Origin of the sequence: Rubritalea sp. (assembly GCF_039830215.1) — a bacterium.
Taxonomy (GTDB): Bacteria; Verrucomicrobiota; Verrucomicrobiia; order Verrucomicrobiales; family Akkermansiaceae; genus Rubritalea.
Genome location: NZ_JBDOPO010000036.1, coordinates 1 through 15,654, shown reverse-complemented (window position 1 = coordinate 15,654; position 15,654 = coordinate 1). Strand labels below are relative to the sequence as shown.

Below are 15,654 nucleotides of genomic sequence, written 5' to 3'. Positions count from 1 at the left end.
GAGTAGCGCGACAAGCAGAGTGAGCATAGCGAGGTTCGTTATTAGCTAGAAAGCTGAGGAGTGACAATAAGAATGACCGTATGATTGTGTAATTGTAAAAAAAGGCTTAGCTCGAGGTGGAGGGCAGTCTTGCATCGCTTCTAATAAAGTAATGAGTTGCGTATGCCTCAATTGGCTTAAATCTATGTGAATTGCTAGGGCATCGGCAAAGCGAGATTGTTATTAGGCATATCTTGTTCACGCTGTGACGTAATGGTAAAAAATAGCCTTCCGTTTCTGAAGTTTCGTGCTTACGTTCCGCGCTATGAGCTGTGCAGGACCAAGAATGAAGATGGACCCGACACTCCACACGGACAAAAAACCGTCGTGGATCAAAGTGCGTTTACCGAATAATCCCGTATTCTGGGACACGAAGTCGATGGTCAAAGACTTGAACCTGGTGACTGTATGTGAAGAGGCACAATGTCCGAACCGTTGGGAGTGCTGGGGGCAGGGAACTGCTACTTTCATGATCGCTGGAGAGAAGTGCACACGTGCATGTGGGTTCTGCGCTGTGAAGACTGCGCGTCCTGATCCGCTCGAGGCTGACGAACCACAACGTGTGGCGGAGGCTTCGCGCCGGATGAAGCTCAAGCATGTGGTGATCACAGCGGTTGCCCGTGACGATCTTAAGGATGGTGGAGCTGAGCACTTCAATAAAGTAATTTCAGAAATTCGTGCGACAAATCCAGGAATCATCATCGAAGTTCTGGTTCCAGATTTCAACGACCGTGACTGGGCACTACAAATGGTGATGGATGCCCGACCACACATTTTCAACCACAACCTAGAGACCGTGGAGCGTCTCACGCCTCTCGTTCGTTCCAGGGCAAAGTATTGGCGATCTCTCGCCGTGCTCAAAAAAGCTGGCGATATGGTGAATGGCAAGGTCGCTGTGAAGTCGGGCATTATGCTCGGTCTCGGTGAGACTCAGGAAGAAGTTGAAAAGGCAATGGATGATCTACTCGATCACAATGTGACCGTGCTCACCCTAGGCCAGTATCTTCGTCCTACTCCACGCCATCTTCCTGTGGTCGAGTATATCAAGCCTGAGAAATTCGACGAACTCAAGGAGATCGCACTGGCGAAAGGCTTCAAGTATGTGGCGTCAGGCCCGCTTGTACGTTCTTCCTATCACGCTGCAGATTTCCGCCCAGAGCTCGATGTGCTAGATGACATCGAAGCTGACCTTCGTGGCACAACTGAGCTGGAAGTGAAGCCCAGTGACCTGGGAATTCCAGCAGCTAAGGCTGATGTCTTCCAAGCGACTCTCGACCAAGAGGGAGCAGAATAACTCGGCTTTCTAAAATGAAATTTTCAATAGCGCTCCAAATCGGAGCGCTTTTTTTATGAGGTTGTTTATTAGTCACTTTGCTAAAGTAGCCACTCAGAGGCTTCTATTTGGCTATCACTTTTGAATCTGTGGGATGAATTGGATAGTATTCTATAGACCTCGATATGGCTGAATTAGCTACTCCCCTCTGATCTGAGTAGGTAACTTAAAAGTAAGAACGTGATGGCTTGTCAGCATTTGTAGCTGGAAGCTGGTGTAGATGTTTAGGTTTCAGGCTTGTAGAGACGAAGATCAGATAATTATTCTCATTAGGAACTATTATATAGAAATGAGTTGGGTGTATTTAAATACAATAGGCCCTATGTGAGACATAGGGCCTATATAGCTAATATTTGCATGGAGAGTCGGTGCTAGCCAAATTTTACTGTGTGTTTTTTGGATAGGCGGAGGATGTCTCCAGCCTTTACTGAGACAGCTGCGTTTGGATCGGTGAGTTTCTCACCATTGAGTTGGATTGCTCCAGGTTGGATCGATTGCTTTTTGAGCTCGCCGTTAGACTTCTTTAGGTTGAAGCCAATCTGGAAAGCGTTAGATGCGAGTGATAGGACTGTGAGCTCGGTAGGGAAGTCAGCGAGGGTCACTTCAGTAGCACCGGAGCCTTGGTCGCCTTTGGAGCGGTCGAGCCATTTCTTAACAGCATCTGCAGCAGCAGCTTCGTCGTGGTAGCGTGCGGTGATTTGGCGGGCTAGTTCGAGCTTTGCATCGCGTGGGTGGAGTGATTCATCACGAGATGTGCCTAGGAGCATGAGGTAGTACTTGTCCATGAGGTCGTCTGAGACGCTCATGAGTTTGTTGACCATTTCTGGGGCTGGCTCGGAAACTCCAACGTAGTTGAAGGATGACTTCGACATCTTCTTAACGCCGTCGAGACCTTCGAGAAGTGGCATCAGCATGACTACTTGCTGGGCCATGCCTTCTTCTTTCTGAAGGTCGCGGCCCACTAGAATGTTGAAGAGTTGGTCAGTACCGCCGATTTCGACGTCGGCTTTGACTACTACGGAGTCCCAGCCCTGCATGATAGGGTACTGGATCTCGTGGAGGCGCACTTCTTTACCTTCCGCTAGGCGTGATTTGAAGTCTTCTCGTTGTAGCATTTGCTGGAGAGTGACTCTCGCATTTAGCTTGAGGACTTGGTCGTAAGTCATGCTGTTAAACCAATCCCCATTGTAGACAACTTCTGTTTTCTCTGGATTGAGAATCTTGAATGCTTGAGTGGTGTATGTCTCAGCGTTTGCGAGCACTTCTTCGCGGGTGATTGGTGGGCGTGCTGCCGAGCGGCCAGTCGGGTCGCCAACGGTGGCTGTGAAGTCACCAATGATCAGCACGGCAGTGTGGCCGAGTTCTTGGAACTGGCGGAGTTTTTCAATCGCAACTGTGTGGCCAAGGTGGATATCTGGAGCAGTTGGATCGACTCCGAGTTTGACGCGCAGCGGGCGGCCTAGCTCGAGTTTTTCGGCAAGTTCTTTTTCGGAAAGTACTTTGGCTGTACCGCCGATGAGTTGTTCTAATGCAGATGACATTGTGGAAAGTGATAAGTGTGAAGTGCTGGGCTTGTTGCCTGCGGGGCTAGACAGAATTAGCTGAATTTTTCAGAATTGGGGATAATTTTTTGAACCAGTGAAAGCACAGAATTTGCGGAAGGTTTGAGTACTAGCCATCACTGGAAGATATCTTTGGAAATCTATCTAATCAGTGAAAGTTATGGTTTAAAAAAGCAGGATCCTATAGTGCTAGGAAATTTTTAAGAAGTTGGAGTCCAGCGTGCTGGGATTTCTCTGGGTGGAACTGAGTGGCTATGAGATTGCCTCGAGTCACAGCTCCGTGGAAGGTTTGCTTGCCGTATGTTGTCACACAGGCGACTACTTCAGCTTCCTCCGCTTTGGGGAAATACGAATGGACGTAATAGAAATACGGTTCCTCGCTCATGCCATCCCACATCTTGACTTCTGGATTCTGAGGTGTGACGCCATTCCAGCCCATGTGTGGGATCTTGAGGCCATCTTCGGCTTGAAACTTGACGTTCTGGCCTTTGAATATGCCGAGACCTAGCGAACTTGGTGATTCTTCGCTGCCTTCAAATAAGAGCTGGTAGCCCACGCAGATTCCGAGGAATGGTTTGTCCGCAGTGATCCAATCCTTGATCGGTTGAGTCATGCCGGATGCTTCGAGCTTACGTGAGCAATCGCCAAATTCACCTTGGCCTGGGAGCACTAGATGAGTGAGGTCAGCTAGTTCCGTAGGTGTGGTGATGAGATGTGCTTCCGCGCCGAGGGCGTGAAAAGCATTGAGGACGCTTTGGAGATTTCCTGCGCCGTAGTCGATGATTCCGACTTTCATGGGAAAGTGTGAAGTTAGAAGTTGCTAGTGTGAAGTTGAGTCAGTTGCTGACGCAAACTTAGAGGACTTCCTTTGTGCTCGGGATGCCGATGACACGTGGGTCATGTTCCATAGCGATACGTAGAGCTCGGGCTAGGCCTTTAAATAGTGACTCGGCAATGTGGTGACCATCGCGGCCGTATAAAACTTCAGCGTGGATGTTAGCTCGGAGGTTGCACGCTATGGCGCGGAAGAATTCCTCCACCAAGCTGAATGGAAAATTTTGGGCGTCAGGAGTTCCTTGAGCGAACTTGAATTCGAGGTGTGGGCGGTTAGATAGGTCAACCACGACACGAGAAAGTGTCTCGTCCATAGGAAGGTAGGCGTGGCCGTAGCGGCTGATACCTTTCTTGTCACCGAGAGCTTCTTTGATGCATTCGCCAATGACGATACCTGTGTCTTCAACTGTGTGGTGGAAGTCGACTTCCACGTCACCGTCGACTTTGACCTCGAGATTGATTAGACCATGTCGCGAGAACAAGGTGAGCATGTGGTCGAAAAAGGGAATGCCAGTGTCGATCTGGTTCTTGCCGGAGCCGTCGATATTGAGGCTGAGGTTTATCTTTGTCTCAGCGGTGTCGCGCTGCTGTGATGCTGTTCTCATAAGATTGTCGATAGTGTGCGCCAGCTGACGTGAAGTTCAATCCCAAATAAATCCAGATCCCGCAGTACGAATTCTGGATTTTTGAATCTTTGTTTGAGCTGGTAAGGCTTACTGGGCCTTTTTCTCAGGCTTTTCTTCAGTTTTGTTCTTAGCGTCTTCCTTGACTTTACGTTCCTCTTCTTCGGCTTCGGCTTTCTTTTGCTTTTCGATGAGTTTCATCTGCGCCACGGCATCAGCATATTTATCGCGAAGTGCGTCACTGTAATCTTTAGGTGCGCGAGTACGGCTAAATTGATTAAGCTGATCTTTCGCTAAATCGAGGTCGTTTGTGTCGATGGAGATAAGAAAGTCTCGATAGAGTGCACCAGCGTCGGTGTATTCTTCCGCAGCAAGCTTCTGAAGGCGGCTAGATTCGGACGAGATGGATTTCACAACAGCTTCAGCAGACTCAGGGTGAAAGCGATTGAGTGGGAGCCATTTACCACCAGATTGTTTGGCTTTGTAGAGCTGTGATTGGTATTTGGCCTCTTCCGCAGCTAGAATTCTATCAACTCTATTTCTATCGCTGCTAGGTAGCCTGTTGAGTGAAAGGTCACGTTTTCTAATTAGTTCGGGAGCGTTGTCGACGACCGTTTGAGCTCTATATTTGTATGTTGGAAGAAAGCTGAGACACATATCCAAAGCATCATGATAAGCTTTGGTGTTCTTATAGGCCTTTTCTTGCTCCGCTAATGTGATGAGAGCTGCTCCGTAATTATGCTTTTTAGCATTTACGAAAACTGGGTTTAGAGCGAGGATGGCCTCAATCTCATATTTATTGGCTTTGTGGTCTTCAGCTGTGAGCCACTTGCCATTGATTTTGAGTGCGCCAGATTGAACTAGGAATAGTTCGTCGAGTAGAGCTTCTTCAACTTCTCTAACTTTGGCAGCGTACTTCGAGTTTGGATATTTCTCTAGAAATGGAGTGAGCTTTTTATCGATAAGAACTTGGTAATCTTTTTCCGTTAGCAGATCATCTGTAGGCAGAAGCTCAGGGATTTTATCAAATGCCTTGAGAGACTGGTCCTCTTTTGTCACAGAGACAATATTTGACTTTTTGACTGTGATTTCATCACGGATACCTTTTTGAATCTCGACCAGAAGAATATAGGTATCCGCAGTCTCCATAGCTACCTTACCCTCGACCAAACGGCCGCCTTTTAGCCTAAATGTATCGGCGTCGGCCGGAAACAGGCTAACCGCGAGTGAGGCTGTCAGTAACAATAATATTTTCATAGTGGTGTAGAGAAGGACTTATTTCGAAGGTGAGATTGAAATGCGAGCACTGTTTTCTTTTATGCAGAATTGTTGCGCAAGGTCATTGATTTCCTTGAGTGTGATGCTGGCGTAATCAGCATCGCGCGTGCGTGCAGCTTCAATCTTGGCAGGGTAGGCCTGACTTCTATCCATGACGCTGCCAAGCCAGTAGGAATTCTGACGTAATGACTTTTCCAGTAATCCGAGTTTCGGTTTTAGGCTTCGCTGGAGTTCATCTTGGGTGGCACCTTCCTTGGCGAGTGTGTCTGCTAGATTGATGATGATGTTCCCTACTTTTTCAGTGTTAGCCGGCTTTCCTGGGCTGTAGGCCATGATTGAGCCTTTGTTTTTAAAGGTCTGTGAGAGTGACGCTCTAGCAAACGGGCTATATGCCTCACCTAATTTCTCACGGAGTTCGACTCTCATGCGTTCATCTAAGATGTCTGCGAGTAATCCAGTGCGCCTCACTTTTTTGGCATCTTGATCAGTCGCGTCATCAGTTTTCCACAGAACGATGGCGATACCCTTCTCAATTTCACTTTGGTAAGTGAATGTCTTCTCGACTGGAGTTTGCACAATTGTCAGTGTCCGGTTTTCGATAGGGATGTCGTTGCTAGCGTGTCTGGCTGGCAGGGCGCCAAGCGTCTTACTCAAGGCAGTTTGGATGGCTTCGATCGAGGTGTCACCAACGATCGAAATTTCTAACGAATTGTTTGTGAGTTGTGGCGTGAGCCAGTCTTTCACCTGAGTGCTTGATAACGCATTAGCTTGCTCTTCGGTGGGGAATGCAAAGCGGGAGTCTTCGCTGACAAACCAACTAGACATTTTGCTAATGGGACCTTGCTCAGTGTGCTTTAGCTGTGCGTATATGTTCGGAAGCATAGCTTTGAATTGGCGCTCAGCCTCTGGGCGAAAGCCTGGGTCTGTGAGGTAGGCTGAGAGTAGCTGTAACTGCAGATCGAGGTCTTTTGGAGTGGTGCTACCACTCAGAGAGAAGGTGTCATCTCCAATATTGAATTCCACCCCGACGTTACGACCCGCTAGGATGGAGCGTAGATCGTCGCTGCTGTGTTTACCAAGGCCCCCTGCGCTAAAAATAGCTCCAGCGAGGGTGTCTAGCCCTGTGAGCGTCATAGGCATACCAGCTTTTCCAGAACCAAAACTAGCAACCATGTTGATCGAGTTCTTATCAAAGTCGGTTTGCTTGAAGTTGACTTTCACTCCATTGGGGTAAGACCACTGATGAATATCCAGATCTTCAATGTGTGTTGCAGTGCTAGCTTTACCGGCCTTACCAAAGTCGGTGTAGGCAAATGCTGAAACAGCTTTGTCGGTCGGTGCTTCGAGTTTAGCTGTAGCCTGCTTTTTGTATAGGTCTTGAAGTTGTTGCTTAACGTCATCTCTGGCTGACTGAGTACTTAAGAAAAGGTGTAGATCTGGAGTGTTCCAAAACGCCTTAAATGCTTCATGCACAGTTTTAGGAGTCAGGCCCATCAGGTTGTCTTTAAGCACTGTGAGGTCGGTCTCAGGTGTTGAGTACACAGCGTCAGAGTGAGCGTGCTTAACAAGGCTCGAAGCAATGCCGCCTGACTTACGGGTCGGAGCTGTTTCGACGGATTGTTCGTATGCGTTGATGAGTTCTGCGACTACTTCCTTGTACTCAGATTGGGTAAAACCAAAGAGCAGGGCCCTGCGGAATTCATTTTCAAGTACAGGTAAAGCAGTTTTCCAATCGTTGTTGAGGGCTGTGATGTCAAAACTGCCGAGTTCTAAGTCGCGCATGAACACGCTATGTGATGCAGATCCAGATGTGATGACAGCGCCCTCTTCTTTTGCTAAGCGTGAGAACCGGCGATTGATGATCGCGTTTGCAATATTGAGCTTTAGTGACTCAAGACGTTTCGCTTTACTGTCAGTCTTGTAGGAGTGGGGGCGCGTGTGGATCAGTGTGAGCTCGGTGGAAGTTAGCTCCTTGTCTGTAAAGACAGATACATTGAATCCTTTAGGTGAAGAAATGTCGCCTAGGTTTGCTTTCGGGCCTGGGTTGTTAGGGTTCTTGATGGAGCCAAATGTGTCACGAATGTGTTGCTCAGCAGTTGCCTCATCGAGGTCACCAACATAGACAAAGGTCATTTTTTCAGGTGTGTAAAAGCGTGTGTAGAAATCTACAAATCGCTCGCGCGGTGCTTTAGCTATTACTTCGTCAGTGCCAATTGGGAGACGCTTTGGGATTATTGAGTTAGGCAGGAGTGCAGAGAATTGTTTCTCAAACATGCGTAACCCAACGGAGTCTCTAGAAGTTTTCTCCGAGGAGATGACTCCTCGCTCTTCATCGATTTCGGAGTTCTCGAGGAGTGCTCCATCTGCGAAGTCGCCCATGACCGCGAAGCCTAGTTCTAGTGTTGATTTGTCGATGTTAGGTAGGTCTAACATGTAAACGGTTTCGTCAAATGATGTGTAGGCGTTAGCGTGAGCACCGAAGGCGATGCCGAGACGTTGCATTTGCGGGATCAACTTAGTGGCATCTGGGTAATGTTTTGTGCCATTGAATACCATGTGTTCGAGGAAGTGGGCAATACCCCGTTGGTTATCGGCTTCATTGAGCGAGCCAGCATCGACGTGCAGGCGCATGCTCACTCGTTTTTTTGGGCGAGGATTTTTTTGAATGATATAGCGCATGCCATTTTCTAATGTTCCGTAGACAACTTTTTCGTCGACCGGAATATCTGAGGTGCTTTGTGCCCATGCACGGGCAGTTCCACTAGAGCGCAGAGTATCGGTTTTTGCTGCGACTAAGGTCATAGATTTTTCTGCATCTTTGTGAGCGAGAACAAACCCTCCTACGCAGGTAATACCTAACGTGGTGATGAGTGGGATGGATTTTATCATATTAGGTAGAGTGTACAAAAAAACAAGTGTAGTAGGGCGCACGTGCTTGGAGGAGTAAGCTGTAGCAGCTTTAGAAGGACATTACGTCGTCCGCATCTAGGTCCTCAGTAGCTGGATCGTAAAACTCCTTGTCTGGTCCTGGTGAGCCTGCAATTGCTGAGGTCGAACGAATCGTTTTAGGTTGCCCATTCTTCTCTTTTTGGCCTGAGAAAACAGTGTCTTGTAAATCAAATGTTCTATCGCCAGAGTAGTCAATGTAGAGCGTGAAGTCATTGCCAAATGGGTCTTTTAACTCGGAAGGTGTGGTGCCATCGGCCTCATATATGAGGCCGTTAATACCGTTGGATGCTGCCTGAAATTCGAAAAAACGGACGTTGTTAGGGTTTATGTCTTCATCTTGCCCCATAAGAACTTTGAGTAAATCCGCTATATTTTCTCCGCCAGGACCTGCACTATATTCAACAACTGATGGTTCGTTAGGGTCTGGAGGGGTATCGCCGTATGGAAGGTAGTCGTACTTCTGCTCAAATCCCTCGATGGCAAAGACAAGGTCTTGGGCCATTTTATTGCCTTCCGTGATTTTGGCGCTCTTGATCGCTCCGGTGATAGCTGGGTAGGATAATGCGGCGAGAACTGCAATTATGGCAATGACGACGAGCAGTTCCACTAGGGAAAAACCTTTGTGAATTTTAGGATGTGTAAGCTTTTTCATAGGTTGTTTTAAATAAGGTAAAGTATGGATGGCAGGAAAATTGGATGACGGCAACACCCCATTCAAAATCAAGCAGGATTTGTATGTATAATATATCCTCTTTTTTCTTATCTGTGTGAATGCTCGGCTACAAGAGAAAGTTGGCTTGCGGGATGAGGTTAGATGGCACAGTGTGTGTGTATGAACGACCTTCGCGACTCCTTACTCAAGCTCATGGGGGGAAAAGAGTATCAACCAATGGACAAATCTGAGCTAGCCCGCCGATTAGGTGTTCAGAGTTCAGAACGTCGTAGGTTCCGTATTTTGCTTACAAAACTTGAACAAGAAGGCCGGGTGAAGATTGGCGCTAAAAGAAGCTATAAGTTGCAGGAACGCACTCAGATGTTTTTGGTGGGTAAATTGCGCTATCAACCGAATGGGAATGGATGGTTTTTTCCCGTATTGACTGATGAGGTTAACATAGAGACGGGTCTGGATCTACAAAAGTATGACCGTATTTTTGTGGATGCAAGAGACCTTGGAGTTGCCTTAGATGGCGATTACGTAAGCCTCAAGGTCACTCGTGTAGGAGTGCCAAAATGGAAGCGATTTGCGGACAAAGGACACAAGTCGAAATTTGATAATAGAGGCCGCCCGATCAAACAAAAGAAGAGGCCCGATAAAGAGGTGAGGGACGAAGCTGCCGGCCGAGTGATTAAGGTTCTAGAGCGTAAAAATACGACGATTATTGGTATTTACCGTGAAGAAGGAAGATACTGCTTTGTGGTTCCTGAAGCCAAGGCTTTGCCTCCAGAGGTAGATTTGTTGGACGCTGGCGGTGCGAAGCCCGGGCAATTGGTGGCGGTGGAAATTACAAAGTGGACATCACGCCGGGAGTCACCTGTAGGTAAAGTGATCAAGGTGATCGGTTATCCAAATGCACCAGGAGTGGATATCATCTCGGTGATTCACAAACATAATCTCCGTGTGGATTTTGAGCCTGATGTGCAAAAAGAAGCTGATGCTGTTTCTGAGAAAATCCCCAGAAAAGAGTTAGAGCGTCGTGAAGATTGGCGTGACGCTTTGGTGATGACTGTGGATCCAGGTGATGCGAAAGATCACGACGATGCGGTGTTAGTGGAGAAGACTGAGACGGGCTGGAAGCTGGCTGTGCACATTGCTGATGTTTCTCATTATGTGACACCTCATTCGGCTCTGGATAAAGAGGCCGAGTTGCGTGGTAACTCGACCTACTTGGTAGACCGAGTCTTGCCGATGTTGCCTGAAAAGCTTTCAAATAGTATCTGTAGCCTCCGCCCTCATGTGGACAGGCTCACTAAGTGTGCAGTGATCGAATTTGACCTCAAGGGAACACGCAAGCATGCGTATTTCTGTGATGCAGTCATCAATAGTAAAGCAAAGTTAGCCTATGAGGAGGCGCAGGTCTTTATCAAAGGTAAGGGTGGAGGTGAGATCGGTGATGCTATTCGGACAGCGTGGTCTTTGGCCGACGTTTTGAGAAAACGGCGCTTCAAAAACGGAGCTCTCGATCTCGATTTCCCTGAAGTCAAAGTAGTGTTAGATGAGAAAACGAAAAAGCCAATCGAGGTGAAAAATCTGGTGTACGACGAAAGCCACCAGATGATCGAAGAATTCATGCTCTCAGCGAATGAGGCGGTGGCAGTGGAGTTGAAGATGAAACGACGCAATGCCTTACACCGTATTCATGAAGAGCCAGATGCTGATCGTCTCAACGAGTATGCTGAAATTGCCCGCATTCACGGGTTTAGAGTGGGGGATCTAACGAACAAGAAGCATGTTCAAGATTTGCTGAAAGCCGCTAAGGGGTCAACAGTCGAGCAATCTATCAAACTAGGCCTACTTAAGAGTCTAAAACGTGCGGCTTATAGTATCGAAGGTTTAGGCCACTATGGATTAGCAAAAATGGATTACTGTCATTTTACGAGTCCGATCCGACGCTATGCCGACCTAGTGGTGCATAGAGCATTGCAGTCAGTCTTGAAGAATCCTCCAACTCATCCAGTGAAGTTGCCGAAAGCTAAAAAGCTTGAAGAGGTTGCTCAGCACATTTCTGACACCGAGCGTAATAGTGGTGAGGCTGAGAGCGCAACCAAGCGTATGAAGATGATGGAGTTTCTATTTGATATTGCTCAGCAAGAAAGCAAGCAGACATTCAATACGTTGATTACCGATGTACGACGCATGGGGCTCTTTGTTGAAATTACAGACATGCAGGTCAAAGGGGTGGTTAAGAAAGAAGCCTTGCCCAAAGGTAAATGGGTCTTTGAGCAGAGCGTGATGGCATTTAGAAATTACAACGAGAAAAAGGACTATAAGCTCGGTCAGCGAGTGAATGTGCAGATTGCTCGTGTGGATATGGAGCGACAACTTGTCGACTTTGTTCTAATAGAAGACGATGTATAACGTTCTATAAGTGATGATTCGACGCATTTCACTATTGGTCTCGCTCGTTTTTCTTTGTGCGTGTTCTTCAAAGAAAACGACTCCAGAATTGGCCGATGAACTCACTCTTGAGCTGCAACGCCTGCCTTCGGTCCTCGCTGAAGTGAGGGACAAGAAGAGTGCTGATGCAGCTGTTATTAAAATTCACCAAATGCGAGATGCGATAGCATTGATTGTGCAAGAGGTGGAAGCAGAAGAATACCTCACGCTTGAGGAGCGGGTCATCATTGAGAGAAAAGTGCGTGCCACTCAGGATGAAGCAGCTTTTTTACTGCAAAAATTAAGTGACCAGCCAGAGGTGTTGATTTTACTTTCTGAGCCACTCTCTGAACTCGGTAATGTGCTCGAGGCTGCTTCTAAGGTGATGAAGGGGAAATAGGTCGCAGCAGAGTGAGCAAAGCGGATAAGTTATATATTTGCTGAATTTACGCAAATGAGTATGACCGCTTGTTGGTTGAAAGACGTAAATAAATAGCAAGCTGGCAGAATTACGACTTGGCTAGAATGGCTTCCTAGGGAATGCTGCCACCAGCAATGAGTAATCCTTTCAGAGAAGATTTGGTTTCACGTTCCCGTGCGGAAGCGTGTACAGTAGTTATATTTGGAGCTACTGGAGACTTGACCCACCGCAAACTGGTTCCGGCTCTTTATAACCTAGCGGTGGATGGTGAGTTGCCCCACGGTGTTAAAATTATAGGTTTTGCCCGACGCGAGAAGAGCAACGAAGTTTTCCGTGAAGGTTTAGAGGAACTTAATAAAGAGGTTTCACGCAGTGGACACGATTCAGAATTGTGGAGCGAGTACCAAGAAAGCATCGAGTATCACCAAAGTGAGTTCACTGACATAGATGGCTACCAGAGACTGGCTGACCGATTGGATGCCATTGACCGCGAGCGCGGTGGAGCTGGGAATCGTTTGTTCTATGTCGCGAGTGCCCCAGAATTTTTTGATGTCATCCTCGAGAGCCTGAAGGCAGTGGGCCTAAGTAACTCGGCAGAAGGATATTGGTCCCGAGTGATTGTTGAGAAGCCATTTGGCACAGATCTAGCAACAGCTCAGCACCTCAATGAAGTGGTGAGTAACACTTTTGACGAAAAGGATACCTACCGAATTGATCATTACTTAGGGAAGGAAACTGCGCAGAACATTATGGTCCTGCGCTTTGCTAATGCTATTTTTGAGCCGCTCTGGAACAATAAGTACATCGAGCAAGTGCAGATCACTTGTGCTGAGCATCTTGGAATGGAAGGTGGCCGTGGTGGCTATTATGATAAAGCGGGAGCGCTCCGCGATATGGTGCAGAATCACCTACTTCAGCTGCTCAGTTTGGTGGCTATGGAGCCTCCAACCGATCTTTCGGCTGATGGTGTGCGCGATGAGAAAGTCAAAGTTCTGAGATCGTTACGTCAGTTAGATACTCCTGAGTTGATCAGAGAAAATGTCGTTAGAGCGCAATACTCAGCGGGTCACGTAGACACCAAACAAGTGGTTGGCTACCGTGATGAAGACCGTGTGGATCCTGAATCCATGACTGAAGCGTATGTGGCTCTTAGGATGCATATCGACACGTGGAGATGGAGCGGGGTTCCGTTCTACGTCCGAGTCGGTAAGCGCCTACCTAAAAAAGCGACCGAGATTTCTGTTCACTTTAAAGCGCCTCCAAATGTTTTATTCAATGCTATTCCTGGCGCTACTGCTGGCGGCAATGTTTTAGTTATTCGGATTCAACCTGACGAGGGGATCTCTCTCCGAATGGTGTCTAAACTTCCAGGCACGACTTTGCGTATGGAACCTGTGAAAATGGACTTTCACTACGCGACAAGCTTTGGAAAAGGCAGCCCAGAAGCTTACGAACGCCTGTTGCTAGATGCCATGGCTGGCGATGCAACTCTCTTTGCTAGGCGCGATGAGGTTGAGGAAGCTTGGCGCTTCATCGACCACATAGAAAAAGCATGGCATGAGAGCGAGAGCGCTCCTGCGATGGCTGACTTTGTCGCTGGAAGTTGGGGGCCAAAGGCTGCCGATGACTTGCTCAAACAAGATGGTAATTCCTGGAGAAGGCTCTAAACTATATATTCGATGACAGTTCCTAACGATTGTAGTCAACTCGGGCGCGAAGTAGAAATAGCCCAGATTGAAGTAGAGCTCAAGCGATTGTGGGAGGCTGATGAGGCGCGCACAAATGCTTCATTGATGAATTTTGCAGTCTACTCAGAAGATGCGTCAGCACTGGCACAAAATTCCGATACGGTTCGTTGGATTACGCGTGAGCATGCATGCCGAGCTATTCTAATTGGAGTGGATCGTGCTGAGCCAAAGGTCTCAATGAGAGCTTGGATCACTGCGCATTGTAATCTGATGAATGGTAACAAAAGCGTTTGTAGCGAGCAGATTGCTTTTCATTTGGGAGGCCGAGTCAGTGGACGGTTGTCGAATACTGTCTTTGCTCACCTCAATAGTGACTTGCCATTGATTTTCTGGTGGCAAGGTGAATTGACTGATCGCTTCAATGGCCGTCTTTATTCTTTGATCGAGCGGTTGGTCATCGATAGTTCAGAATGGAGCGATCCAGTGGATCAGTTTTCTCGGGTGGCTCCAGCGATACAACAGCATAACATGGTTGTGCAGGACCTTTCGTGGACGCGGACATACCATGCCCGACTTGCAATCGCCTCACTTTTTGATGACCCAATTTCTCAAGCCGCAATTCCCTCGATTCAAAAAGTGAGAGTGTCAACTTCACCAGAAGGCAGAATAGCAGGGCTCCAGTTACTTGCTTGGTTTGCCGCTCAGTGCGAGTGGCGTAAGGCTTCAGAGTTGATTATCTCTGAGACCGTGGCTGACAGTTTTCATTTCGAGCATAAACACGGTGGGACGATCGAAGCTTCAGTTGTCACTGATAATAATAGTGCTGCAATAGGCTTGATTGAAATTGAGGCAGGAGATGTCAAGTTCACTGTTTCTAGAAGTAAGGGGAGTTCTGTTTTGCACGTGAAAATGGAAGGCCAAGGTCATATTACTGAACAGTCTGCGCCTGCAGATAGTGAGGGTGTTGTAGGCTTGGTGCGCGACCAACTCTCTCGTGGTGGGAAAAATTCATTGTTCCGCAAAATATTCCCGGTCTTCATCGAGTTGATGAAGAGCTCTAGCTAGTAGAATTTTTTTGTTCCTCTGAGGTCCCCAATTCTACAGAGCTGCTTAAGTAATGTGAAAAAGTTGGTTTGGAGGTTTGACAGATGGGGGCATCGCAAGTTTAAAGTAGATGAAAGAATATAGGTGATGCTTCGATCATCACTATCTTTTAAACACATCACCTAACGAAAACCATCAGAGGATGAGCGAAGAAAAGAAACAAAGTCAAACACAGCCGCTTGATACTGAGCCCCTGCAAACGCAGCAATTGCGCAAAACGTCATCCGTGCCGCTCCGTAAAGAGACAGTACGCGTGACTCTTAAGTCTACACCAGCAGGAGCCAAATCAGCACCACAGGCTTCAGCACCCGCAGCTCCGAAGGCTCCAATGCCCACATCAATGACTCAAGACACTGGCGCGCGTGCAGCAAACTCTCCAAGCAGACATAATCCTGATATTCCAGATGTGACTTCAGCTGTTCCTCTTAAGGAGGAAACAATGCGTGTCACACTCAAGGCTGACGCTGGTTCAAGCGCTCCAAAAGCACCTTCAAAAGGAGCTCCCGCAGCCCCTAAAATGGCAGCTCCGGCACCAACGGTTCCACTCGGTGGTGCTCCCAAAATTGCAGCACCATCTCCGACTGTGCCATTGAATGTTAGTGAAGCTTATCACTGCCCATCACCGAACCCGGCATCCCCATGCTGGCCACGCCCAATCCGCCTGCAATGAGCGCCTGTCGCCGGTTTATTTCAAAAGTACTCATGGGATTAATTTCACTCAATTGCTAC

12 protein-coding genes are annotated in these 15,654 nt (G+C 47.7%); 6 read left to right on the top strand and 6 right to left on the bottom strand.

Annotated features, from left to right (window positions below; all coding sequences use genetic code 11):
* The first annotated feature begins 304 nt into the window (after positions 1–304).
* Complete coding sequence (gene lipA, locus ABGY95_RS00945; protein ID WP_347439802.1) at positions 305–1,333, top strand: lipoyl synthase; 1,029 nt, start codon at positions 305–307, stop codon at positions 1,331–1,333.
* A 410-nt stretch (positions 1,334–1,743) separates the two neighbouring features.
* On the opposite strand, the gene tyrS is transcribed toward lipA, so the two are convergent.
* From tyrS to ABGY95_RS00915, 6 genes are all read right to left on the bottom strand, one after another.
* Entirely contained in the window at positions 1,744–2,913 is a 1,170-nt protein-coding gene (tyrS, locus tag ABGY95_RS00940) for a tyrosine--tRNA ligase (RefSeq protein WP_347439801.1), read from the bottom strand.
* A 202-nt stretch (positions 2,914–3,115) separates the two neighbouring features.
* Positions 3,116–3,730, bottom strand: coding sequence for an imidazole glycerol phosphate synthase subunit HisH (gene hisH, locus ABGY95_RS00935; RefSeq protein ID WP_347439800.1), 615 nt, complete (start codon positions 3,728–3,730; stop codon positions 3,116–3,118).
* Between the two features lie 58 nt (positions 3,731–3,788).
* Positions 3,789–4,373 carry an imidazoleglycerol-phosphate dehydratase HisB gene (gene hisB, locus ABGY95_RS00930; protein WP_347439799.1) on the bottom strand — a complete coding sequence of 195 codons (585 nt, stop codon included), beginning with the start codon at positions 4,371–4,373 and terminating at the stop codon, positions 3,789–3,791.
* Positions 4,374–4,481: 108 nt separating this feature from the next.
* Entirely contained in the window at positions 4,482–5,648 is a 1,167-nt protein-coding gene (locus ABGY95_RS00925) for a PTPDL family protein (protein WP_347439798.1), read from the bottom strand.
* Between the two features lie 18 nt (positions 5,649–5,666).
* On the bottom strand, positions 5,667–8,558 hold the full coding sequence (locus ABGY95_RS00920; RefSeq protein ID WP_347439797.1) for an insulinase family protein: 2,892 nt from the start codon (positions 8,556–8,558) through the stop codon (positions 5,667–5,669).
* 70 nt (positions 8,559–8,628) lie between these two features.
* Entirely contained in the window at positions 8,629–9,270 is a 642-nt protein-coding gene (locus ABGY95_RS00915) for a prepilin-type N-terminal cleavage/methylation domain-containing protein (protein ID WP_347439796.1), read from the bottom strand.
* Between the two features lie 180 nt (positions 9,271–9,450).
* Between ABGY95_RS00915 and rnr the strand changes: the two genes are divergently transcribed.
* The 5 genes from rnr to ABGY95_RS00890 all read left to right on the top strand — a co-directional run bounded on the left by rnr (position 9,451) and on the right by ABGY95_RS00890 (position 15,595).
* Entirely contained in the window at positions 9,451–11,694 is a 2,244-nt protein-coding gene (gene rnr / locus ABGY95_RS00910; protein ID WP_347439795.1) for a ribonuclease R, read from the top strand.
* A 13-nt stretch (positions 11,695–11,707) separates the two neighbouring features.
* Positions 11,708–12,112, top strand: a complete 405-nt coding sequence (locus ABGY95_RS00905; RefSeq protein WP_347439794.1) for a hypothetical protein — start codon at positions 11,708–11,710, stop codon at positions 12,110–12,112.
* A gap of 155 nt (positions 12,113–12,267) precedes the next feature.
* Positions 12,268–13,800, top strand: coding sequence for a glucose-6-phosphate dehydrogenase (gene zwf / locus ABGY95_RS00900; RefSeq protein ID WP_347439793.1), 1,533 nt, complete (start codon positions 12,268–12,270; stop codon positions 13,798–13,800).
* Positions 13,801–13,812: 12 nt separating this feature from the next.
* A complete protein-coding gene (locus ABGY95_RS00895) occupies positions 13,813–14,886 on the top strand; it encodes a glucose-6-phosphate dehydrogenase assembly protein OpcA (protein ID WP_347439792.1) in 1,074 nt (357 codons plus the stop codon).
* A 181-nt stretch (positions 14,887–15,067) separates the two neighbouring features.
* The gene (locus ABGY95_RS00890; RefSeq protein WP_347439791.1) at positions 15,068–15,595 is read left to right on the top strand and encodes a hypothetical protein; all 528 of its coding nucleotides are present in this window, start codon (positions 15,068–15,070) and stop codon (positions 15,593–15,595) included.
* The last annotated feature ends 59 nt before the right edge of the window (positions 15,596–15,654 follow it).

What these genes read in the sequence shown, in the direction of transcription:
- ABGY95_RS00895 (WP_347439792.1), top strand. Translation starts at nt 13,813, where the DNA reads ATGACAGTTCCTAACGATTGTAGTCAACTCGGGCGCGAAGTAGAAATA.
- ABGY95_RS00915 (WP_347439796.1), bottom strand. Translation starts at nt 9,270, where the DNA reads ATGAAAAAGCTTACACATCCTAAAATTCACAAAGGTTTTTCCCTAGTG.
- hisB (WP_347439799.1), bottom strand. Translation starts at nt 4,373, where the DNA reads ATGAGAACAGCATCACAGCAGCGCGACACCGCTGAGACAAAGATAAAC.
- ABGY95_RS00920 (WP_347439797.1), bottom strand. Translation starts at nt 8,558, where the DNA reads ATGATAAAATCCATCCCACTCATCACCACGTTAGGTATTACCTGCGTA.
- ABGY95_RS00890 (WP_347439791.1), top strand. Translation starts at nt 15,068, where the DNA reads ATGAGCGAAGAAAAGAAACAAAGTCAAACACAGCCGCTTGATACTGAG.
- ABGY95_RS00905 (WP_347439794.1), top strand. Translation starts at nt 11,708, where the DNA reads ATGATTCGACGCATTTCACTATTGGTCTCGCTCGTTTTTCTTTGTGCG.
- hisH (WP_347439800.1), bottom strand. Translation starts at nt 3,730, where the DNA reads ATGAAAGTCGGAATCATCGACTACGGCGCAGGAAATCTCCAAAGCGTC.
- lipA (WP_347439802.1), top strand. Translation starts at nt 305, where the DNA reads ATGAGCTGTGCAGGACCAAGAATGAAGATGGACCCGACACTCCACACG.
- rnr (WP_347439795.1), top strand. Translation starts at nt 9,451, where the DNA reads ATGAACGACCTTCGCGACTCCTTACTCAAGCTCATGGGGGGAAAAGAG.
- zwf (WP_347439793.1), top strand. Translation starts at nt 12,268, where the DNA reads ATGAGTAATCCTTTCAGAGAAGATTTGGTTTCACGTTCCCGTGCGGAA.
- ABGY95_RS00925 (WP_347439798.1), bottom strand. Translation starts at nt 5,648, where the DNA reads ATGAAAATATTATTGTTACTGACAGCCTCACTCGCGGTTAGCCTGTTT.
- tyrS (WP_347439801.1), bottom strand. Translation starts at nt 2,913, where the DNA reads ATGTCATCTGCATTAGAACAACTCATCGGCGGTACAGCCAAAGTACTT.